This window comes from Candidatus Saccharibacteria bacterium (genome assembly GCA_016789455.1).
GTDB lineage: Bacteria > Patescibacteriota > Saccharimonadia > Saccharimonadales > Saccharimonadaceae > CAIJKY01.
In genome coordinates, this window is record JAEUQU010000001.1 from 26,311 (window position 1) to 47,610 (window position 21,300).

Annotated in this window: 21 protein-coding genes and 3 pseudogenes; 1 reads left to right on the forward strand and 23 read right to left on the reverse strand. The window is 53.9% G+C overall.

Annotated elements, in window-relative coordinates:
- Positions 1 to 54: 54 nt before the first annotated feature.
- From JNJ66_00160 to JNJ66_00225, 14 genes are all read right to left on the reverse strand, one after another.
- Positions 55 to 1,818: a tetratricopeptide repeat protein gene (locus JNJ66_00160; protein ID MBL8158858.1), complete on the reverse strand. Its 1,764-nt coding sequence runs from the start codon at positions 1,816 to 1,818 to the stop codon at positions 55 to 57.
- A gap of 13 nt (positions 1,819 to 1,831) precedes the next feature.
- Positions 1,832 to 2,266 carry a PAS domain-containing protein gene (locus JNJ66_00165; GenBank protein ID MBL8158859.1) on the reverse strand — a complete coding sequence of 145 codons (435 nt, stop codon included), beginning with the start codon at positions 2,264 to 2,266 and terminating at the stop codon, positions 1,832 to 1,834.
- A gap of 35 nt (positions 2,267 to 2,301) precedes the next feature.
- Positions 2,302 to 2,700, reverse strand: coding sequence for a hypothetical protein (locus tag JNJ66_00170; protein ID MBL8158860.1), 399 nt, complete (start codon positions 2,698 to 2,700; stop codon positions 2,302 to 2,304).
- 9 nt (positions 2,701 to 2,709) lie between these two features.
- The gene (locus JNJ66_00175) at positions 2,710 to 3,366 is read right to left on the reverse strand and encodes a hypothetical protein (protein MBL8158861.1); all 657 of its coding nucleotides are present in this window, start codon (positions 3,364 to 3,366) and stop codon (positions 2,710 to 2,712) included.
- Positions 3,367 to 3,422: 56 nt separating this feature from the next.
- On the reverse strand, positions 3,423 to 4,061 hold the full coding sequence (locus tag JNJ66_00180) for a hypothetical protein (GenBank protein MBL8158862.1): 639 nt from the start codon (positions 4,059 to 4,061) through the stop codon (positions 3,423 to 3,425).
- Between the two features lie 20 nt (positions 4,062 to 4,081).
- Positions 4,082 to 6,922, reverse strand: a complete 2,841-nt coding sequence (locus JNJ66_00185; protein ID MBL8158863.1) for an SGNH/GDSL hydrolase family protein — start codon at positions 6,920 to 6,922, stop codon at positions 4,082 to 4,084.
- A gap of 818 nt (positions 6,923 to 7,740) precedes the next feature.
- A complete protein-coding gene (locus tag JNJ66_00190) occupies positions 7,741 to 8,352 on the reverse strand; it encodes a hypothetical protein (protein ID MBL8158864.1) in 612 nt (203 codons plus the stop codon).
- A 48-nt stretch (positions 8,353 to 8,400) separates the two neighbouring features.
- Positions 8,401 to 8,754, reverse strand: a complete 354-nt coding sequence (locus JNJ66_00195) for a hypothetical protein (GenBank protein MBL8158865.1) — start codon at positions 8,752 to 8,754, stop codon at positions 8,401 to 8,403.
- A 197-nt stretch (positions 8,755 to 8,951) separates the two neighbouring features.
- Positions 8,952 to 9,515, reverse strand: coding sequence for a hypothetical protein (locus JNJ66_00200; protein MBL8158866.1), 564 nt, complete (start codon positions 9,513 to 9,515; stop codon positions 8,952 to 8,954).
- A 94-nt stretch (positions 9,516 to 9,609) separates the two neighbouring features.
- On the reverse strand, positions 9,610 to 10,029 hold the full coding sequence (locus JNJ66_00205; protein ID MBL8158867.1) for a hypothetical protein: 420 nt from the start codon (positions 10,027 to 10,029) through the stop codon (positions 9,610 to 9,612).
- A gap of 73 nt (positions 10,030 to 10,102) precedes the next feature.
- Positions 10,103 to 10,612 carry a hypothetical protein gene (locus JNJ66_00210; protein ID MBL8158868.1) on the reverse strand — a complete coding sequence of 170 codons (510 nt, stop codon included), beginning with the start codon at positions 10,610 to 10,612 and terminating at the stop codon, positions 10,103 to 10,105.
- Positions 10,613 to 10,678: 66 nt separating this feature from the next.
- The gene (locus JNJ66_00215; protein ID MBL8158869.1) at positions 10,679 to 11,260 is read right to left on the reverse strand and encodes a histidine phosphatase family protein; all 582 of its coding nucleotides are present in this window, start codon (positions 11,258 to 11,260) and stop codon (positions 10,679 to 10,681) included.
- 11 nt (positions 11,261 to 11,271) lie between these two features.
- On the reverse strand, positions 11,272 to 11,820 hold the full coding sequence (locus tag JNJ66_00220) for a non-canonical purine NTP pyrophosphatase (protein ID MBL8158870.1): 549 nt from the start codon (positions 11,818 to 11,820) through the stop codon (positions 11,272 to 11,274).
- 75 nt (positions 11,821 to 11,895) lie between these two features.
- Positions 11,896 to 12,624: a hypothetical protein gene (locus tag JNJ66_00225; protein MBL8158871.1), complete on the reverse strand. Its 729-nt coding sequence runs from the start codon at positions 12,622 to 12,624 to the stop codon at positions 11,896 to 11,898.
- 120 nt (positions 12,625 to 12,744) lie between these two features.
- Here JNJ66_00225 and JNJ66_00230 point away from each other — a divergent pair, with 120 nt between their 5' ends.
- Positions 12,745 to 13,863, forward strand: a complete 1,119-nt coding sequence (locus tag JNJ66_00230; GenBank protein ID MBL8158872.1) for a hypothetical protein — start codon at positions 12,745 to 12,747, stop codon at positions 13,861 to 13,863.
- Positions 13,864 to 13,891: 28 nt separating this feature from the next.
- On the opposite strand, the gene JNJ66_00235 is transcribed toward JNJ66_00230, so the two are convergent.
- From JNJ66_00235 to JNJ66_00275, 9 genes and pseudogenes are all read right to left on the reverse strand, one after another.
- Positions 13,892 to 14,476 carry a DUF4082 domain-containing protein gene (locus JNJ66_00235; GenBank protein ID MBL8158873.1) on the reverse strand — a complete coding sequence of 195 codons (585 nt, stop codon included), beginning with the start codon at positions 14,474 to 14,476 and terminating at the stop codon, positions 13,892 to 13,894.
- A 201-nt stretch (positions 14,477 to 14,677) separates the two neighbouring features.
- Positions 14,678 to 16,816, reverse strand: a pseudogene (locus tag JNJ66_00240) (Ig-like domain-containing protein).
- Positions 16,796 to 17,458, reverse strand: a pseudogene (locus JNJ66_00245) (DUF4082 domain-containing protein). Before JNJ66_00245 ends, JNJ66_00240 begins: the two co-directional pseudogenes overlap by 21 nt.
- Before the next feature lie 111 nt (positions 17,459 to 17,569).
- Positions 17,570 to 18,100, reverse strand: a pseudogene (locus tag JNJ66_00250) (DUF4082 domain-containing protein).
- 324 nt (positions 18,101 to 18,424) lie between these two features.
- Positions 18,425 to 18,994, reverse strand: coding sequence for an HAD-IA family hydrolase (locus JNJ66_00255; GenBank protein MBL8158874.1), 570 nt, complete (start codon positions 18,992 to 18,994; stop codon positions 18,425 to 18,427).
- Positions 18,995 to 19,079: 85 nt separating this feature from the next.
- Positions 19,080 to 19,418: a hypothetical protein gene (locus tag JNJ66_00260; protein MBL8158875.1), complete on the reverse strand. Its 339-nt coding sequence runs from the start codon at positions 19,416 to 19,418 to the stop codon at positions 19,080 to 19,082.
- Between the two features lie 36 nt (positions 19,419 to 19,454).
- Entirely contained in the window at positions 19,455 to 20,057 is a 603-nt protein-coding gene (locus tag JNJ66_00265) for a hypothetical protein (protein MBL8158876.1), read from the reverse strand.
- Position 20,058: 1 nt separating this feature from the next.
- Positions 20,059 to 20,523 carry a hypothetical protein gene (locus JNJ66_00270; GenBank protein ID MBL8158877.1) on the reverse strand — a complete coding sequence of 155 codons (465 nt, stop codon included), beginning with the start codon at positions 20,521 to 20,523 and terminating at the stop codon, positions 20,059 to 20,061.
- Between the two features lie 131 nt (positions 20,524 to 20,654).
- Complete coding sequence (locus JNJ66_00275; protein ID MBL8158878.1) at positions 20,655 to 21,287, reverse strand: hypothetical protein; 633 nt, start codon at positions 21,285 to 21,287, stop codon at positions 20,655 to 20,657.
- Positions 21,288 to 21,300 lie beyond the last annotated feature (13 nt).

Here is a 21,300-nt window from a genome sequence, read left to right on the forward strand (position 1 = left end):
GGGGTGTACCTTTTAATTATAGCATATTTTTAATAAAAAATCAATTAAGACGGCTTACTGCACGATGATCTGCTTGCCCGAATGCGGCAATTTCATCGCATACGGCTCGCCTTTGGTAATGGCTCTGTGCAGCTGCGCCGGCACCGGCCCGTGGTCGGCCGCCTTGGTGATTGCCTTGCGCGCCTCTTCCCTGTTGCCGTTGACGCTCTCCTGGATGGCCAGGTAAATCCACAGTTTGTAGCTCTGCGGATACTCCTTTAGCGCCCGGCGCAGATACGCCACATTCTCCTGCGGCTCACCGTACGAAACGGCCAGTATGCCCAGATTTTCGTAGATGATGTTCAGGCTGCCGTATTCCAGTGCCTTCTCGTATGCCCGCTTGGCACCAGGATAATCATTCTGCATCTGCAGGGCCACGCCCAGGTTGGTGTAATTGGTAGCGGTGGGATGCAGGTTGATCGAACGTTGGGCATACTCCTGCGCGGCCGCGTATTCCTTCTTGCCTATCAGCGCCTGGGCGACGTTGTTCATGGCAAAGTAATGGTCCGGCACTACGGCGATGTCGTGCATGCCCAGCGTGTACTGGCTCTGGTAATCGAGGCCGCGGATGGCCGTGCGGACACCCAGAATGGCAATCAGCACGGCAAAACCTCCCACCACATAACGCGGGTCGATCTTCAGCCGCAATAGTGCCGACGCCACGCCCAGCATCCCCAGCACCCCAGCCGACGAGAAGTAGAACCAGGTCTCGCAGGCCGTCATATCTAGCGGGACAAAGTGCAGATGCAGTACCAGCCCCACGCCCGCCCAAGCAGCAAAGAACAGGTACGCCTTGAACTGCTTCGTCGGCAGCCCGGCGCGCACCGCTACGCCCAGCCGCACCAGCAGCGCGATCAGTGCCAGCCAGGCCAGTAGCGGCAATAGCACCTCCCGCACCCCGAACGAGGTATGCACCCAGTAATAGCCCGTCGCCAGCTCCGCTGGGAACAAAAATTTGGTCAGATAGAACTGGAGAATGGACGGCATGGTCAGCAGCCTGCCCGCCAGGTCGAGCTGGCTGATGGGTGCGGCGTTGGTGTTCTCGCCCAGCAGCCCCACGGCGTTGATGCGCAGGTATAGATAGAGTGCCACCGGCACCACCAGCATGGCCGCGAACTGCAGCAATCGCCGGCGCTTATCAAACAGCAACAAGTACAGCAGCGCCACCAGCACAAACAATACCGCCGTCTCCTTGGAGAATAGCGAGAACAGCAACAAGCCGGCCGCCACCACCAACCCCTTCCAGCCGCTGCTGCGCGAGAGCACCAACAGTGCCAACATGCCGGAGAGAAAGAACAGCGGCTCCTGCATGGAAGGAATCGCAAAGGCCGCCTGCGAGTTGATGGGATGCACCAAAAAGATCAGGGCCAGGCCCAGCGCCAGCGCCGGCCGCATAAACTGTTTGAGGAACAGATGCAGCACAAAGGCCGCCCCGGCTATCAACAGCAGCTGCACAAGATGGTACGCCACGGGTGCCGCCTCCGCCAGTTCGTAAATCAGCGCGAAGGTAGTAGTCATCATCGGCCGGTAAAACGACCCCACCAGATGCTGCCCGTTAAAGAACGTGCTCGACTTGAAGTAGTAAGGCAAGTTTTGCAACGAATGCACCGGCAGGTTATCGACGATCTGGAACGTGTCGTCGCCCTGGAACCCGCCACCCAGGCCCGTAAAGAACACCACCAGCGCCACGCTGCCGATGATGGCCGCCACAAAACGGTCTTCCAGGGTATCGAGCCAGCGCAGCCAAGGATGCGAGGCCTGAGTGCGTCGCTTTTTCATACCAGATGATGGCCTAGGCCAGACTCGCCTTCAGCTCGGTTAGTTCCTGGCGGAGGAAGACAAGCTCATCCTCCATGTCGCGGTACTTCGTCATATCGCGTGAGGTCACCAGCAGCCACTGCACCTGGCCAAAGTCGTTGAGCAGTGGCGCGATGGTCACTTCCCAGTACTTCATGGTGCCTTTGTACGTGGGGCAATAGCCTTCAAAGCCGGCAATCGTGCCCTTGGTGGCCGTGGCCAGTGCTTCGACCGCCTTCTGATGCATGTTGCCCTCCCAGAATGAGAGCCAATCCTTACCAATGACCTCCTTGGGGTCATCAATTTCCATGACCTTCAGGCCGGCGGGGTTGAATGACAGCAACGCGCCATCAGTACCCAGCACCTTCACACAGTCTGTGGAGGAGTCATAAAAACAGCTGATGATCTTATCAGTCGGGAGGTTTGACATATGTCTTACAGTATAGTCTGTGGCTGGCAAAATCGCTAATTATTGGCGTAGTCTAGTAGCCCGGCAGCAACATCGGCAAGCGTATCGTACTCGATGACTTTAACGGCAATGCCATCATACAGCCCCTTATACGGCACACCCCGCTTCGCCACCACAAAGATAGGCAGGCGCAAGCCATACGCGATACCCGCCTCCACCACCCTGCCACCGCTCGGCGCGTCGGAAACGTCTATCAGCAGCCCTTGGCACTGCTCAATTTCGTGACGTGCGCTTTCCCACAGCTCCTTAGGGTCGTCGAATGTTTTTTGGTAATTTTCGATATCGCGGACAAAGCAGAAGTCTTCCATGCCGGCAGCTTTGACGGCTGCACATAACGCCTCTATCTCGGGCTTATTCTCAGTTCCTTTAAACCGTGCTGTAATGTAGATTTTCATCCGTCTATCTTACCACTCGTACTTAGTGATAAGCCCGCCCGCCGTCTTGGTACACTCAAACGAAATTTCCATGACGAACTTATTCACTTTCGGCTCTTTGCGGTTAAGGTTATACCAGACCTGGCAGGTATCCTGGTCGATGCCGCGGATAGAGAAAGTGGCACCGCCGCCGTTGTCACGCCCGGCAGACCTATCGTCAGCAATGTGGCCGATATCCTTGATCTGCACCGGGTATACGCCCTCCACGACCTTGAAGTTCTCCAGCGGCCGGTGACGTGCCAGGAAGTTCTGCGACGTATCGATTGCCCGGTTCGCCTCCTTGACCGTAGTGACCGGCACGGTAATGACGGCACCCGCGCTACACAGGGTGGTATAGCTCATGATGTTCTTGTTGCAGGCCTTAGAAAACTTGGCCGTCGTCTTGAGCTTGCGGGCCACGCCGGATGCCACCTCGGTCACGGCGGACTTCATGTTCTTGAAGCCGCGCAGATTCTGCTCGCGGATGCCGGCGTTGATTGCCTGGAACACCACGAGGCCGATGAAGGCCATCGCCACGAACACGATACTAAGAATAATCACCATGCGCCGGTGGTGGGCAGCTTCCGCCGCCTCGGCCTTGGAACGGTTTTTGTGTTGAGCTGGGGGTGAGACAGCTTTTTTGACCATAGTTATAGACTACCACAAGCACATTACTGTTTGACGCCCTGCAAGGTTTTTATCGACTACCATGTACTAAAGTTGTATGATCCGTTAGTCTCGGTCGAGCAGTAAATAATTGTTTTTAAAACTAGCTGATTCTCAGGTTCGTTCTGACCGTTAGAATAATCAATATCATATTCTACGGCACAATTTGAAACGTCGTCTGAGGCAGCCTTGAAGACCGCATTCCCTGCATCGTCTTGCCTGTCAGCTACAGAGGCCGCGACTTCAACAAGGCTTACGTTCTCAGTAGGATACAAATTATCACTAGCAAGACCAACCTCCGCAACTATGCGGCTCTTCCCCAAGGCAGCCTGCGTAATGTCGATTGTCCGCTTCACGTCTTCATATGTATATATTTTTTCTTGTGCCTCTGCAGTAGTGGTACACAATTCCCTTGCTGGAATTAACTCCAGCACCCTAGCCAGCGATGTACAGTCATTAGTTATGGTAAATCTGTCTTTCTGCTTAACTTCTTCAAGCTCTCGTGCAAGTTGGGTCACGAACTGGCTCAAGTGTTCCAATTTTTGTATGTCAGCCGCGCGCAGAGTGAACAGATATACCTGATGGATTAATATTATCCCTATCGGCATGAGAATAAGGGCTAGGATTAGTTTTTTACGGTAACTTAGCGAAGACTTTTTGATGATTTTTTTACTCATAATTGCTTTTCCTGGTTTACTTAACAATTTTGGTTAGTGGGGACGCCGACGGTATTAAGTAGTTTTTGCCCCGCTCTAGTTACTAACTGCAAAGAGTCTGGCTGGAGTGCCTTACAGATATCGCTCGCGTCCTTATATAAAGCCACTGGTGCGTCATTGATTATGACTAATTTATTAAATATGCCTTCTTGTGCAGTCGTATCCGAACTTCCTAGCAACGCCCATCCGTCACCATTTTCATCATCGTCACTAATGCCAAGTTGTGCCTCTGCGGCTACGATATTTCTCTCAATGTATATTTTTTCGTTGCTCTCCCCTACGCTCGCACTACCATTGCGGGCACGATACAGCGTTTGCGTGTTATCTGCAATCCCATTATTGTCGTCATCAGCATCCACTTCACTGGCGCGGCAGGTACTCGCGTTAGTTGTTTCTACTGTCAAACCTCGAGTCTGTGCCTGAGTAACAACATTCAGGTTTGAGGGGGTCACCTGAACGCATCCGTTTTCCGGATTCCTGAACGAAGCATGGGGTATGTTTTGACTATCTATCCAGAACCTCGCCATCTCTCCTTCGGTATTCGTCGTCAGGCTCTCTCCTACTACGGCCCACCCGTCTGCATTAGAGTCAAAATCATTGGGCATATTAATAATGCTAGCCAATTCTAAATTTCTTTCGAAATACAGTACTTTAGAGTTTAGTTCTGCGGAACCGTTACGTACACGATAAAGTTGTGGTTCATGGTCAATAACTGGGTCGCACCCGTCGTCAGTCCCGTCCTGATCGATATCAATGTTAGCTTCAGTAGCAAATAAGCATACATCTTGACTGTCGCTAATATTGTCGCCGTCTATGTCAGAAGTGGATGCATGTACGGTAATTGGCTTGAATAAATCTATAGGGTCACCTGCAGGCGACTGGCCATATAGATGCAGCATATGAAAGCCTGGCTCAAAGTTCGCAGGTAAACTCACTTCACCACTTATCGCCCCATTCGCGTCAACGCCAATAGTGTCAAGTGTTGTGGGTGTCGATGAGGCCACAACTGTCACAGAACTGTTTGGAGAGAAACCTTGGGCGACAACTTCAAAATCTAAGTCATCAGCCTTTACTATCAAATCTCCAGATATCTCAGGCCGATAGTAGGGCAAGTAGTTATACGCACCTCCAAGCGCGGTAAAGAAAGTGGGTGTACCGGGTTCTTGAGTTTGACTTGACGTTAAGTTTAAATCATTACTTGCAATAGTCTTGGGACTAGTTGAATCCGGATGACTAATTATCGATGCTATGATTTTGTGTGCTTTTGCATTAGGGTGAAAGCTTTCACCCCGTTCACCCCTTGCAACAATACCCGTTACCTTTTCTGGATAAAATTCTCCACATAGCTCATAACCAGCCAAGCTATTCTCGATGTCTATATACTCAATTCCCGCCTCATATGCAGCGAACTCAATGTAATCATTGAGGTATTGAACTCCTTCCCTTATCATCGTACGCTCTGTCTTACTAAGCAGCACATTCATCGGGCAGTCCTCAGCCTCAAGCTCATCATCTACAAATTGCGGATAACCTATAGCATATACTTTACTTAATTTTGATTCTCTTTTAACTTTCTCAAACAACGCCTCAAGTTTTTTACCGGAAGATTGAATTAACTTGGCTACGGCCATGCGTCCATTATTCGTGCCAGCATACCAGCAGTCAGAACTAACAGGACTGCTGTGGCTGCCCCAGCACGACGAAAGCACTGCCTCAAAACCAGCATCATTACCTCCTATCCCTATGGTAATGATTTCTGGTTGATACTTCTCTACAAAGTTGATTTGCCTTGTGCGGCCTGGCGTAAAATCTTGCAAAGCATCCACTTGAAGCTGTGCGATAGTTAAGTCATTGTACACTCCTTTGAGTCGTCCCTCAATATAACCTTCAGCTGCCTGGCCAAAGTAGCCACCGCTGCCGCTAATATCCTTCATGAGCGCACCCGAGCAAGCTACAGACTTGAAATTGCCTTGGGTAATTCCTAAAGTAAAAGCTACTTTATAGGGGTATGATCTTGTGCTTTGATGACATTTTTCTAGTGCGACTGGTGGCTGAGCATTCAAGTTCAGGTTTAAATCTGTTCCTGGTCGATAGTACTTGTTGCCATTATCCGGATTGAGCTCAGTATCTCCCTCTCCTGCCGAGTAAGAATCACCTAGCGCCAAATATTCGAGTTGACTATTGCTATGCCCCCATGCTGTTAACGTGTTTTGGCCATCAATACCAAAGCGCAGGACAGTTGCATCAGAGTTAAAGCTAGCGTGAAATGCCCCACTAAATCCACCCGTAAAGTTACTGTTCATAAATGATGTCAGGTCTTTTATCGCACATCCGCTTACGACCGCCAGCTCGTCTTGTGCGTTAGGGGTACCACACGTTGACAGGTCATAAATTTTTAAATAGCCATACGAACTGCTTGAAACATAGCGTCCATCATTACTAATTGCCAAATCATAGTCAGAATAAAATCCATTAGTTGGCAATCCATCCGCAAAAGTCATCACTTCATAATTATCAAGATTGATGCGAAGAAGCTTGCCTGAATTTGTCTGAACTATCAGCCATTTCCCGTTCGACGACGAATCAATTGTGCGCGTGGCAACTGGATTGTTACTTGAATCAAGCAGCCTTTTTCCGATCGTTAAACTATCAAGCTTATATCTGAGATCATAGTTATTGTACCCCGTATCCAAGTACATAGTTTCTGGGAGTTCATATATATCTAAATTTCCAGACAATCCTCCGCCACCAGCCATCACCAGCTTGTCTGTATTGGGAACAAGGACTGGCTCTAAGCCATTGGAGGTATAGGTGTTAATCATATAAAACAACTTATTAAAACCAACTTTTACGCCTCCCGCACTAGATATTTCACCCCAAGAAGTTTGCACCACGCATCCCTGTGTATCTTCAGTCTGGCTACTGGATTTGAAAATTTTCGTGGCCTGGGCACTACAGTACCTCCCAGTGCTAAAAGTTGGTGGCTGCCCAGTCCCACTGGCTTGAGTCAATGTGGGGTTGGCACTGACCGTCCATATAGAAGTTGCCCTTACGGCGGAAGTATATAGCGACAAAATCACAACCATCATCAAAAGTGCCCCCGTCATTCGATATGCGCTTTTACCTAAAAACCATGTATTACTTCTCATTTTTATTTCCTTTTACCGAACGCCTTGGCTTCTGGCATATCGGTCGTGAACCGTTTTGATGTTGAGCTGGGGGTGAGACAGCTTTTTTGACCATAGTTATAGACTACCACATTACTAGCTGAGCATTGAGGGCCACAGCATGATTAACAGCGCCATCATTATGCCAACCGCAGTGATAACAAGTACTGCACTTTGTTGCCATTTACCACCCGGAATGCTCTTATAAGCCAGCCGCGCGAACATGGCCAGCGCGATAAGCGCACCCAGACCCGCCCACGGCAACGAACTTAATATGGACCTCCCGACCGATACTTGTGCCACAGAAGGACCATACGCTATCGTGGGTGGGCTTCCCACTCCGTTGAGCAGGCCGGGGCCGTACGTATCATAGAGGTGCAGCAGGAATACGGGCAAGCCGACGATTACTAGAAAAGCGATAAGGCAAAATGGTACCAAGAAGTTTGATTCTTCATGCTTACCACGGAGCATAACTACCATTCCGATGAATCATAGTAGTCGCGTGTTTCTTTAGAGCATTCTACTTGAGTGCGCACAGCTGCATCAGTGTTGTCATTATTCAATGCCACAACTGCATACCTAACATTACAGTAACTGCTTTCTACATTTGCAAGCTGAAATTTTTCAACCCCGCCCTTATCAATTTTATGACTACTTGTAGATATAATTTCTTGAAGTGATAGCGATGAATCAGGGTAGATACCGTTCACTTCTTGCAATTTCTCAACGTGCTTAGATGTAGCAAGCTTTTCGTGCATAGCACCAATGACACCTCTCGCTTCCTCTACAGTAGCAACAGGCTTCTTGCTGGTTATCGTGACACCACAATAACCACTTTGCGGATGAATATCCTTGTAACAGCTTTTTTCTAGTACAGGATCAACGCCATCACCAGAAGACTTTTCGCTTACAATCAAGGATGAGACTTCCGACAGGTTTCTTAATTCGTTTATTTCACCGGCTCGCGAATTTGCCCTAAGCTGCAAGAATCCAACATACGCCAGCGCGACAATCAGAAGTGTAATTACTATAAGGATAAAACTGATTTTCCTATCAACAGCATTCGTATTGCGCCTATCGCCCAACTTCCTAGCGCTTTGCTTCTTCTGTGTTTTTTCATATGTAACTTTGCATTACGTTGTAATCCAGCGCCAAAAACCGACGACGCAACTTGCGCCAAATGCAATGAACGTTAGCAGGCCTACCATCATTTTGCCCTCATCGTCTGAAAATCGGAACGCCTTTACTGCAGCGATGCCCGTCAGCACAAAAGCCAGCGACATACTTAGCGGCATAAAGATATGCAGCATGAACCATCCAAAATTATTTCTAAAGCCACCGCCACCAGTGACATAACCGCCCCCTCCAAAGCCAAATATGTCAGGGCCAAGGAATACATACAGCAACACGCATATTACTGGCAGTGCAAATACGTTCAATAAAAACAGCCTGTAGAAACTGGCCAGATACTTTTTTGGCTTACTCATCCAGACACTCCGTAGGTACGGTAATTTCCCAACAAACTGTCATCCTTTTGCTTTTTCTTGCAGATAATTACTGTCTTTGGCATTGGTAATCATAGCTACAGACTACCATAAGCAACATGACCGATGAAAAGAAAATACCCCCTGATCGTCGATGCCAGGGGGCGCGGTTTTCCGTCATCCGCCGACGCACTGCAGCCTCACTGCCGCGGCCAGCCCGCCGTCATGTCGACGGGCGTGAACCAGTACTCCCAGGGAGGGTTGTACCTGCTCATCAGGTCGTAGGCCGACTTGCGCCGCTCGTACTCCCCGAAGCTGCCGTCGGTCTGGGGTTGGATGTCCGGTGGCATGTTCTCCCACTCGTACACCGCCGTCTGGGCCATGCTGGCCAGGCCGTGGGCCGATGCGACGGTTTGCAACGTCACCTCCGGCTGGATTTCCAGTCCGCCATCGGGCTTGGTGTGGAGCAGCAGCACGACCGGCTCACCGCCGATCGCCCTGGCGCGGAAGGCAGAGTACTCCTCCGTAGCCCCGGGCCTGATGCCGATGTACTCGGGTTCACCAAAGCCCACGACCTGCAGGAACGTCGCTGCCTGCTCAACGCGCGAGGGCTGCGACTCCGGCGGCGCCGCCGGCAGCAGGAACCTGCCAACCAGGACGCTCAGCCCAGCCAGAAGGACCGCAATGAGGATGAAGGCGGCCGGTTTACTGCCGGTCGGATTCCTTTCCTCGCCGTTGGTGCCTGCGGCACTTGTGCCTGTCACGGTATCTCCTCCGTGGTGCGATGGGATGATGTCGACAGTCCTTGACCGTCGGATGTACTTATACAACTAAAATAAAACTAAGTCAATTGGCAGACTACTGCTCGTTGAGGTAGCGGATCACCTCATCCACCGTCTTCATCCTCATCACCGCCGGATGAAAATAAAACACCGACATATGGTTCATCTGGCCAATCAAAAAGATAAGCGGCGTCCCATGCGTAACATTCAAGGCCAGCGCCGCCCCAAGCTCCACGTACATGCCCTTGCCGCTGCTGGCGTTATCGGTGCAGATGACGTACGCGTCGCATTCGACGACGCCCTGGATGTCCAGCTGGGCGCGGCGGCCGGTCTCTTCGGTATCGCGCAGTTTGTCCTCGACACTGCCCAGCATCCTATCGCCGGTCTCATTGCGGGTCCAGTCGTGCGTGATGGTGTGGCCGGCGTCAACCAGCGCCTGCTGCACGGCGCGGACGCTGCTGATGTCGGTGATCTGGCCGGAAACGAATACTTTCATACTTATGCCAATTGTACCTGAAAACCCGGCAGAAAGGAGAACGCCCCTGGCCAGATGAGGCCAGGGGCGAGGCTCAGCCGGCCTGCCGCAGCAACAACGGGAAGCGTCGCCAGCGGCGCAGCTGCTGCGTAGAATACCACTGCAGCAGGATGACCACGATGCCTCCCGCCAGCGCGGCCACCAGGTCCATCGAGTCGAAGATGTCGGTGTCGGGCGCGCCCAGCCAGCGAAGGATGATGCCGGGGTCAAAGCCGCCATCCCTGTCCCAGCCCATGTGGTCCTCGAGCTCGATGTAGAAGCCGTGCAGCGTGCCGAGCAGCACGATGACCATGTGTAGGTTGGTCTGGAATCTCACGGCCCTGTCACTGCCCTGCTGCCGGTGGCGGCGCGGCGTCAGCAACGCGATGAACGTGGAGAAGATGGCCGTGAAGAAGGCAGGGTAGCCAAAGTCGGCCATGTGGTGGCGCAGCAGCCGCGGCAACCAGTACCACTCCACCAGATACACACGGAAGGCGAACGCCAGCACGGCCAGTAGCAGGATGGCGGCGTACGGCCAGTTGATACGGGGTGAAGGCCGGGCCATGACCGGGGTCCTTTCGGGTCGGGGACGGGTGCGGGATGCCTAGGGTATAGTGTAGCGCTTCTGCCTTTAACGGTAAATTTTTAGGCGATACGTCCAGCCAGGTTGCCACGCCCCTGTTTTGCGCCAGTCCTCAGCAAAGACCCGCTCCCACGTCTTGCCGTTGGCGATATGTTCCAGTGCCAATTGTGGCGCCTGGTGGGCAACTATGGCGATATGCTTGCCCGTATACTTCTTAGCAATGTCACGGCGGAAGTCCTGGATGCGACCGGCCACATCCTCATAACTTTCGCCATGAGGAAATGGCTTTTTTACGTACTGGGTCATATCACTCTTAAAGCCGGCGGTAGGCGTGCCGTTCAGATCTCCATAGTTGCACTCGCGCAGCCGTTCATCCTGGATGATCTCGTACTTGCCGCCGAACCCAAGCCGGGCCGAATCGACCGCTCTTTGCAAATCAGAGCAGAAAACGACGTCAAAATGTTTGTCTGCCGCCTGCTCTCCCAGCTTTATTGCCTGGGCACGACCAGTCTCCGATAGTTCTCCGGGCAGCCAGCCGGTTGCCAAGCCTTGCTCGTTGTCCGTGGTCGTGCCGTGGACGAAATACGCAATTAATACTTCGTCAAAATTGGCACCTTCTTTGTTTTGCATGATTCCCCCGTTCATCGTTGCCGCAAAAAATCCCGCAACCCATCATAATCACGCAGCTTGTTATACGTAATAAGGTCATCCTCCTCAGACAGCTCAGCCCGCGTCAACCCGCCATACCCTTCAGGTTCAAAGATGCGGTCCCAGCCATAGCCGCCCTTCCCGCGTGGGCTGCTTGCTATGACACCGTCCAGATGCCCTGCAAAGAACCGTAGCTCAGTACCATCAAAATAGCCGTAGGTAGCCGAGCCATAGGCTGAACGGTCAGCAAAGCCATCCAGCATACGGCACATATTCTCCAGACCGTTCTCCGCATCGACGAAAAACCTGACAAACGGGCCAGGCAGACCACCCAGCGCGTTAAAGCCGAGGATGGTGTCCTCTACCAGCACGGGTGCCTGTAGCAGCTCATACGCCTGTAGTACCTTATGCTCAATCACCACCTTCGGGTCGGCGGATTGTATCTCATCCAGGTCAAGTTTTCGGTGTTCCAAAGTGATGCCAAGAATCTTAGCCAGATAGTCGGCCTTGTTCTGATTGCCGGTAATAAAGACGGGTAACATGCCCTCATACTAGCAAAAAATGAAATACCCCGCCTCCCCGGAGTATTTCGTCTCAGGGGGACGGGGTGATGGCCGTCAGGCCGATGGGTCCTGTGCGCCCTGCGCAGCGACGGCCGCCAGCTCACGGTCCGTGCGGCGCAGGTCCAGGGCGAGCGCCCGCACCCTGTCGTGCCGGATGGCGTCGAGCAGGTCGTCACGGCTGGCGCCGCGGCGGTGTGCCTCCAGCAGGTAGCGCGCCAGCACCAGTTGACCGTACAGCCGGCACTGATCGACCAGATCCTCCGCCAGCTCCCGCTCCATGCCGCGGCGGCGCAGCTGCAGGTACTCGCGGTGCCGCATAGCATTCCACTGGGCCAGCCACAAGCACTCGTCGTGCTCCAGGCCGGCGCGGCGGGCGCGGATGTAGGCCCGGATGCGGCCCAGGGAACGCCCGCTGCCGAGTTCGCCGGCGAACAACGGCACGGACAGTACTGCCCAGTGCTCAGTGAACGCCTCGATGGCGATGCCCGCCTCGCCGGCCTTGCACCGTTCATAGTGGTGCTGCAGCCAGGCTCGGAAGTTCTCGGGGCCGCCGCCGGCGTTGAAGTGCCAGAGGTGTACCGGCACACCCTCCTCGGGCAGACGGTGCGTGCTGTAGTTGTACCCCGTCTGGGCAGCCAGCAGCAGTTCGTCGCTAGTCCAACCGTACGTCAACAGTTCGGCGTACGTACCTGCCAGCTCGCGGACATTGCGCGGGCCAAGCCCGTCGTTCGCCTCCAGAAAGGTCAGGAAGTCGCGGTTGATGAAGGGCGTCGTGTCGTACACGGTAACTCCAAAATGGTCGTGTGCAGTCGAACTATACTATTATATAGTAAAACTAGCTTTTTGTCAAACAATCCGCTGCCATAAGCAGCATGGGCGACTTCATGCTATAGTGCAGATATCATGCAACTCATCCGCACCCTCTTCGGCCTCCGGTCCATTTATGTTAAGCAGACCGTGGAGCGGATGCTCTATATATACGTATTGGTGGCGGTCGGCGTCTGCCTGCTGGTAGACATCGCGGTCGATAACAACCTGCCGTACACCACCATCTACGGCCTGGTCGCCATTGCCGCTTATGCCCTGCTCCGCTCCATTCTGCGTACCTTCATCGTCAACCGCTACGTGCGCCGCTACTCAGCTTCTTTACTCAGCGTTCCGGCGGCCACCGGTACCGCCAGCACCTCTATCGATATCGAGCTGAACGAAGTCGACCGCATCCACCCCATCGCCACCTTCGGCGATGCCCGGGTCATCCTGGCTGCCTTTGATTTTTATGGTAAATCCAAGGACCACGAGTACCTGGCCCGCCAGGCGTTCTATGTGGTCTGCGAACTGCCGCTGCGGCGGGTCTTGCCGCACATCGTCTTTGACAGCAAGCGGGCTAAGCGGTCACAGTTCAAATACTTGTATCTGCGCTCGCAGCGCTTCTCCGTGCAGGGTGCCTTTGATGATATCTTTGACACATATGTGCCGGATGGCTACCACATCGATTCACTCAGCTTTGTCACCCCGGAAGTCATGCAGGCGATGGTTGAGGCCAGCCGCTACGACATCGAAATCATCAACGACAAGCTGCTGCTGTACGCACCCTTGATTGACGAGCGCGAGATCGAGGGATTTGCCGCGCACGCCCGTGCCATCGCCCAGCACCTCAACGACAACATCGACACCTACCGCGACGACCGCCTGACCGGCAAGGCCCGCAAGACCAGTGTGACCTTGTTTGCGCGGACGCTGCTACGCAATCCGCTGAAGTTCTTTGTGGCGGCGGGCGGCTTTGGGCTGGTTGCGCTGACTATCATTATCATCGCGCTGGTGGAGTATCCCGAAGGGGCGTTTGACCTTATCTTTAATCAGTTGACGCTGGTGATTTACATCGGGCTGTTTGCCAACCTGATGCAGGCCCTGAGCATCCGGCGGGAGAATGAGAAGCTGCAGGCGAGCTACCGGGTGATTTTGCAGGGTGGGACGAGTGGGTTGAATCCGTATCTGAAGAAGCGGGTAATGAGAAGTAAATAGCCCCCGCAGTCGAGGGCTATATATCCGCCTACTCTCCCATGACCACATCCACCCAATAGTTATTCCCATTGAACGAACTCTCCGGGAAGCCGCCCCCATACCGGAACACCCCGCCGCCAGCCTGGGCCGTCAACGGGCCGTTGGTGAAGGCTGCGTTCAGGCCGCCAGCCGTGTAGCTGTAGTGGCCGGCCGTGCTGCGATACGAAGCAGTATAGGTAGCATTAGCCGTGATGGCGATTGGCGTAGCGAAGGTAGCCGTCTGCCAGCCGCTGGCAGTTTCCGTGCCGGTGGTTGCCGTGCCGAGCGGCGCGCCGGCAGCGTCCCAAAGCGTCACGGTGTGGCTGGTGAGCGTATCGGCCGGGGATTTGTAGAACGTGATGGCTTTGACGCTGCCGTTCTGGCTGCTGGCGAACTTCAATCCCAGTTCCACGTCGTTGTCGGCGGCGGCCGAGACGGTCTGTGGCTGTGGCGCCCAGAGCGAGAAGACGTTGGCGCCGGTGGTGAAGCTGCTGGAGTATGCACTGGCCAGGGCCACGCCGTTCGCATCCTTCACGCCGGTAGAGACCTGGACGGTATAGACGGTTTCCGGGCTCAACGAGGCGTTCGGGTTGATGGTGATCCTGTTGCTGGCTGTGGCGTAGCTGACAGCGGCAGGTACCGGCGTGGTGCCATTCAGCAGCTGGACATTAGTACTGTTGACGGTGCTGGCGTCCAGCGGCTCACTGAAGGTCAGCTCAATGTTGCCGCCTGGCGCGACGTTGGTAGCACCGGCCGCGGGCGACACCGTGGTGACGGTCGGCGGCGTCACATCCTGGCCATAGGTGGCAGCATAGGCACCGCTCGTCACTGGGAAGACGGCATAGGCGACGCCCTTCATCGTCTCGGTATCGAAGCTGACGTTCGTACCGTCCTTTTGCAGGCTCAGCAGCGTGCCGTTCTTGGAACTCAGCGGCAGCAGGGCGCGGCCCATGGAGCGCAATTTAGCGTCCATAGAGGCAGTGAAGTTCAGGGTTGAGCCGTTCCAACTGGTACCGGTGAAGTACGAAGCATTGCGGCCATCAGTCCAGTCCAGCAGCTGCTGGCCGGAGACCAGCGGCACGCCGCGGGATTTGGCGGCCTGCACCAGCTGGCGGTCAAACTGGTCGGAGTAGTCGTAATGCGTGCCGAGTGCGCCGTAGAAACCTTCCGGCCCCAGCGCCCTGTCCAGCTGCAGGTTGATGTTACCTGGGAAGGATTGGCCGCTTTCATTGACCAGGTGCGAGGGCAGCTGATAGCTGTCGATAAGGCTGCCATCGGTGTCGGCAAAGCGCATGTTCAGGCCGCTGCCGGTCATGAAGCCCGGGCGGTTCTGGACCCAGCTGCCGGGCCAGTAGTAATAGTTGAGGTCGAGGCGCAGGCCCTTGTCGACACCGATCTTGGCGGCATCGGCATACGTGCTCCAGGCAATGCAGTGGATGCGGTTGACGCGCTGCACCGGCAGGCTGGCGTACTTGGCGCGGAAGGCAGCCAGGTCGCTGTCGTAGGCAGCGCTGAGCGAGGCAGGCGTCCAGTTGTTGCAGCCGGTGCTGGCGTGGACACCAAAGTCGAAGCCTTGGGCGTGATAGCCGGCGGCCTGGGCGTCGGTCAGCGGCGTGTCGGTGTAGATGAGCGAGGTGGAGCGGACGCATTCCCAGTCTGCCACCGAGCAGCCAGGGGCGCTTTGGGCCAGCTGGTAGTCCAACGCGGAGACAGTGCCGTTGCCGGTGGCGTGGTCGTCGGCCACCATCACCATGACGGCTTTTTTGTTGTACGGGAAGTAGGATAGCTTTGGCAGCGGCTTACGGTCTTTGTTGACCTCGGCGATCAGGTTGGCCAGCAGGCGCTGTTGTTCGTCGGCCTGCGGGATGGCAACTTTATTGAGGTTGACGTAGTCTGGCTGCAGGTCACCGGCTTTGGCACCGTAGAACAGATCGTTGGGACGGATGACGGAGTTGCCATCGCGCTCGTCGCCGGACCAGGCCGGGTTACCCTGGTGCATCAGCACGATGGAGCGGGCCAGATCGTAGGTAAAGGCGGCTGCCTGCCCGCCGTTACTGCCCACGGAGCGCACGGTCACGGCCGGATTGGTAGTGGCGGTAGTGCCGTTGCTGTAAAGTGTGGCCACCGTGGCGGTACCGTTGTTGGCCGAGTAGCGGTCGGCGACGCCGTGGTATTGGATGGTCTCGTCGACGATGCCGGCACCAGGCGCAGTGCTCGTGTTCACCTTGAGATAGGCATCAGACAGCAAAGCCGACTGGTCGGTCAGGCCCAGCAGGCCGGCCAGCTTCTTGTCCGGGCGCATGGCAATCAGGTTACCGCCAGAGTTCACCCAATTGCTCAGGCTGCTGACCTGTGAATCGGTAAGGGTCATATCGCCAAGAATGGCAACATCGTAGTTGGCCAGCATTGTGCTGTTGACCGCGCCGATCTCGACGGTCTTGAAGGAGTTGAGGCCTTCGGCGCGCAAGATCTCACTGTAGTAGGCGCTGAACGGCTGACCGGCCTTGGTGATGACCAGGATGGGGCCGTCGTGGCCTTGCGCCAGCGGGTCAACGGCACCGGCGGTGGTGGCTTGGGTGGTAAAGCTCCAGGTGTAATCGGCGGCCAGGGCATTACCGGCAGCGTCCTTGATGGCGGTAGTCAGGGTGACGGTATACTGCGTGCCCTGCTCCAATGCGGCGGTCGGGGTCAGGCTTATCTTATTGGCAGCGGCATCATAGCTGACGGTAGCTGGCACCACGGCATTCTGGGCATTACGCAGGACTACGGATGAAGCCGTGACGGTCGAGGCGGTCAGCGCCTCATTGAAGGTAGCGGTAATAGTGGCATCGGTGGCCGCATTGGTGGCACCACCCGTCGGCGTGGCTGCAGTGACGGTCGGGGCGGCGTTATCCAGCGGCACCGAGATGACATCCACCCAGTAGTTGGAGGCCATGTAGGTCTGGTCAGGGAAACTGCTGGCGCTGCCGTACTTGTAGACACCGTTACCGCCATCCGTTCCCTGTTGCAGGGCGCTCAGGTTGCCGTTGGTGGCGGCGGTGTTGGCAAAGTAATTCTGGTTGACGGCGTAGCGGCCATTTGGCGCAAAGTACGAGACCACATAGGTAGTGTTGGCGGCGATAGCAACCGGTTCCGCAAACTGCACTTCCTGCCAGCCGGTGGCCGATTCGTTCTGGAAGGTGGCGGTGGCCAGGCGGGTACCGGTGGCGCTCCACAACGAGCCGGTGTGCGTGCCCGTGTTGCCGGTGCCCTTGTAGAATTTGACGCCAGAGATCTTGACGGCCGTGCTGGAGCGGAATTTCACGCCCAGCTCCACGGCGCCCGTGTCATTGGCAGCGGCCACCGCCGGCGTGGTTGAATTGGGCCAGATACTGGCAGCCACAGCCGGCGCCTGGTTGCTGACGGTCACGGTGACGGCGCTACTGGTGGTGACATTGCCGGATGTGTCGGTGGCGACGGCGGTCAGGACGTGCGTACCATTATTGACACCGGATGTATTCCAATTGACGCTGTACGGGCTGCTGGTATCGGCGCTACCGATATTGTTGCCGTCCACTTTGAACTGGACATGCGCCACGGCGGCGTTATCGGCAGCATCTGCCGTGACGGCGAGCGTACCGGAAACAGTCGCACCCCCAGCCGGTGCAGTCAGGCTGACGGTCGGGCCGGTGGTGTCTGAGCTGGCCGTAACCACATCCACCCAGTAGTTGCTGGAGTTGAAGGAGGCGTTGGGGAAATTACTGGCGCCGTAGCGGTAGACGCCATTCGGACCGTCAGTGCCGCTTTGCAGGGCGGTCAGGGTGCCGTTGGTGGCAGCCTGGTTGGCAAAATACCCCTCAGTGACCGCATAATGGCCGTTAGGGGCATGGTAGGAAACGATGTAAGTAGTGTTGGCGGCGATGGAAACCGGCGTCGTAAATAGGGCTTGTTGCCAGCCACTGGCCGTCTCATTTTGGAAGGTGACGGTGGCCAGGCGCGTACCGTTCGCGGACCAAAGCGAGCCGGTGTGCGTGCCGGTGTTGCCCGTGCCCTTGTAAAATTTAACGCCGGTCACAGTGGTGGCTATGGAACTACGGAACTTAGTGCCCAGCTCGACGGCGTCACTATCCGGGTCGCTGAGGACCGCCGGTACTTCTGCACCAGTAAAGACCGACGCTGCCTCGGTCCGTCGCGAGAGCGAGACGAACAACGTCGCGCCCACCAGCAGCACCGCCACCATGAATGCGGCGAGCGCCCTCGCCCTTGTATTGCGTTTAATGACAGCTAATGCCATATAGCCTCCCTGATTGTTTCACCGTTTTTGTTTTTTGAATGGTTTACACCCAGTATACACCAAAAATGATGTGAGCAATCATCAAGTTCGGTTGCGGTTTAGTACAGTTCAATTGCCTCACGAAGCTCGCTATAAGGTCTGCGACAAATTGCCGTCCCTTCCCGACTAAGTGCGATATGCCGCCTTTCTGCAGGTACCGGGCGAGGTTATCGGCACCGACCGCTCCATGCGTACGTCCAGTTGTAGTAGACTGAGGCGGAAATACTGGAGCTAAAGTACAGCAGCCAGATCTTGCTTGAGCTGCTCAAACGACTCGTACTGGATAGCCGTCATCCCTAAGGAGCGTGCTCCGTCACAATATGCAATCACATCATCAACGAACACGCATTCCGCAGGCCCAACACCAAGCCGTTGCGCCGCCAGCTGAAATATCTTTGCGTCAGGCTTTCGGATGCCATGCTGATACGACAGGACGAAATCATCAAACAGCGCCTGATTTTCCTTTGAGAATAGCTCATCAAGCCAATCATCGGCAGCATTGGAAAGAAAACCAATCTTATACTTGGGCTTCAAATCAGTCTTGATGTAATTGAGCAGTTCATCGTTGTTTGGATTAAGTTCCAGGAATGACTTCACCTCATCCAGCCCGACGCCAGACAACTCAGATGTCCGCTGCAGTAGCTCGTCGAAGCTTATTTTTCCTTCGGTAGATAAGTGGTCTAGCGCCTTGATCTGCTCGACAATGTCAGGCTTATCGGATAGGTATGTTGAGTAAAAACGGGTGATACTATCCTCAACCAGGACACCGAAACAGTCGAAGATGATTGCTTTTTTAGCCATACCCTTAATAATACTCTGCATTTGCACCATAATTGCCACGTATTAAACCACTCTCAAACAAGACGTTGATCAGCCTTATAGCCCCCTATGTGGTCAACGACCGCCAAAATAGTATCAGTAAGTCAACAAAAATGGCGATACACCCCGTGACAACAACCCCTGCCAAGCGTACTTTTGATGTTTTCTGGCCGTGAATTGCAGTGAACCCCAACCATGAAACAATCAAAGCAGCCGCCAACCCCACAATAGGCAGGAGGCCAATTAAGATATTCCCAAAAACTATCCGCCATGGGGCGACTGCGCTTCCGCCCCAGATGCCATTCAGTAAGCCGGGGCCTGCAAATTCGTACAATAGCAGTAGCGCCAGAGGCAAGAATATAATATTAGAAAGAGCGGTGGTGTAGAACAATTTGTTTTGACGCATCGTTTTTCTCCAAGGCTAAACTTAATAATTGACCCGTCACGCACGAGGCCAGTAGCCAGTGCCATGAGTCGGCACTGTGCAGCTCATAGCCAATGTAAGTATTGCATCATCAGATTCGGGTTTACTAAGCTTAACACTATATGCTCCTCCGCACTGAACCAGCTTCTGTGCGCGAACATTGAACGAAAACTCACGCGATAGCGAACGCAGGGCTGCTTCGTCATTTTGAGAGTAAGCCGGGTAGGCTGTAGTGGGCGCTTCAGATGCATCAACATGCTGGTCATTGCGAATTGCCTTAAGGAGGGCGCCCACAGCTTTACTAACTTCTGCTTTTTTGGACACCGCCAGCTCCACGTTGGCATCATACCTACAGGCTGTGCCCTTGAATAGTCCAAAGCCCTCCCCTACATCCCTGCAGTCTTTATTCTTCTCTAAGGTCAGGCCTCTGGAGGCTTCAATATCACTCACGATGCGGTCCATTATAGTACTGGTAGTTTTAAGAACTTCCCTGTCATTCGAATCTTGAACTCTGCCGTAAATCAAGTATCCGAGGCTCAAGAACAGAGGCGTAAGGGCCAGTCCCGATAGGAGCAGGATGAGGTATGCGCCGTTCGTTTTTGTAGCTTTAGTGCTTTTCATATCACCACTGATCCTCGGCCAATAACGCTCGCGAGGGAGCATAGCATCGTATCTCAGTCTTCATTCTGACAGGATCACCCTCAAGCAGTACCTCATTACGCAGATAGTAGTCTATAAAGCACTTTGAAGAAGTTACATCACTCAATGCAAAATCGGCGTGCCATATTTTCACTTGGCTTCGAAGCTCCTGATAACCCTCGGGGAGTTTCAGATCAAACGGAACAGTGGGCTCAAATTTCGACACGTTGGCGTCTGCTTCTATTACACTGGCACTTTCGCTCGTGAACGTTTTAACATAAATAGGTGAATGCACGTCGTTATCCGAAACTGCAGATATTGAGCATAGCATTGCGCCCATCCTTATGAAACCTTCTCCTGGGGCTTCACAATTCTTCTCGTAAGTAAACTTTAGATTCTTATTTTTTGCCTCTATATTTGTCGCTAACCTCTCAACTTCACTTTTCATGTGCAAAAGATTGCTTTTTGAATGAAGCATTAGGAGAAAATTTACTAGCAGAATCAATAGAACGCCCGCTGCCGCCACCCCTAGGATAATATGTAAGGGTTTTGCTTTTTTGTGAGTTGTTGGCTGATATCTCACCATTCGCTTGGCGCATAATTATCAAGCGTCCCAATGGTGCAGCTGACACCGATTTGTAACAATGCCCTAGCCTCATCCGAGTCTGCCTCGCCAATAAAGTACCCGATTCCACAATCGGCAGCATTAGGCTTTTTAATTTCGAAACTCATGCTGGCTCTTTTTTCATAATCAAGAAACCCCTCACTTTTTATAAGTTCGTCTAATGGTTTTTTTAGATTTGGGTACTTTTTATCCTCGGCAACACTTACTCGCACCACATGCTCCGACTGCTCGACCAACTTATTTGTCTCATCAATCAGCCGCTTGACCTGTTCGGTGCTATCCACTTTATACTGGGCCTGTGCAATTATCCAGCACGAGGACGGCTCGGGCCTTGGCCTGAATGTCAAACCACCGGTAGGGCAATCGTTTTCATGGGTAAAAGCAATATTTTTGTTGTTCTGATGCACTTTATCACTTATTTCGGTAACCGCAGATCTCATTGCCTTCAATTCATTCAAATCAAGCGTGCGTATGATATGAAGGTATACGTTGTATAGAAGGATCATCGCAGCTAGCACAGCTAAAAGTGTGAGTATAAATTTCTTCCTAGAGCTCGCTCCGTTTAAAACTGTATGTGTTTTTTTCATAGCTCTCCTATCT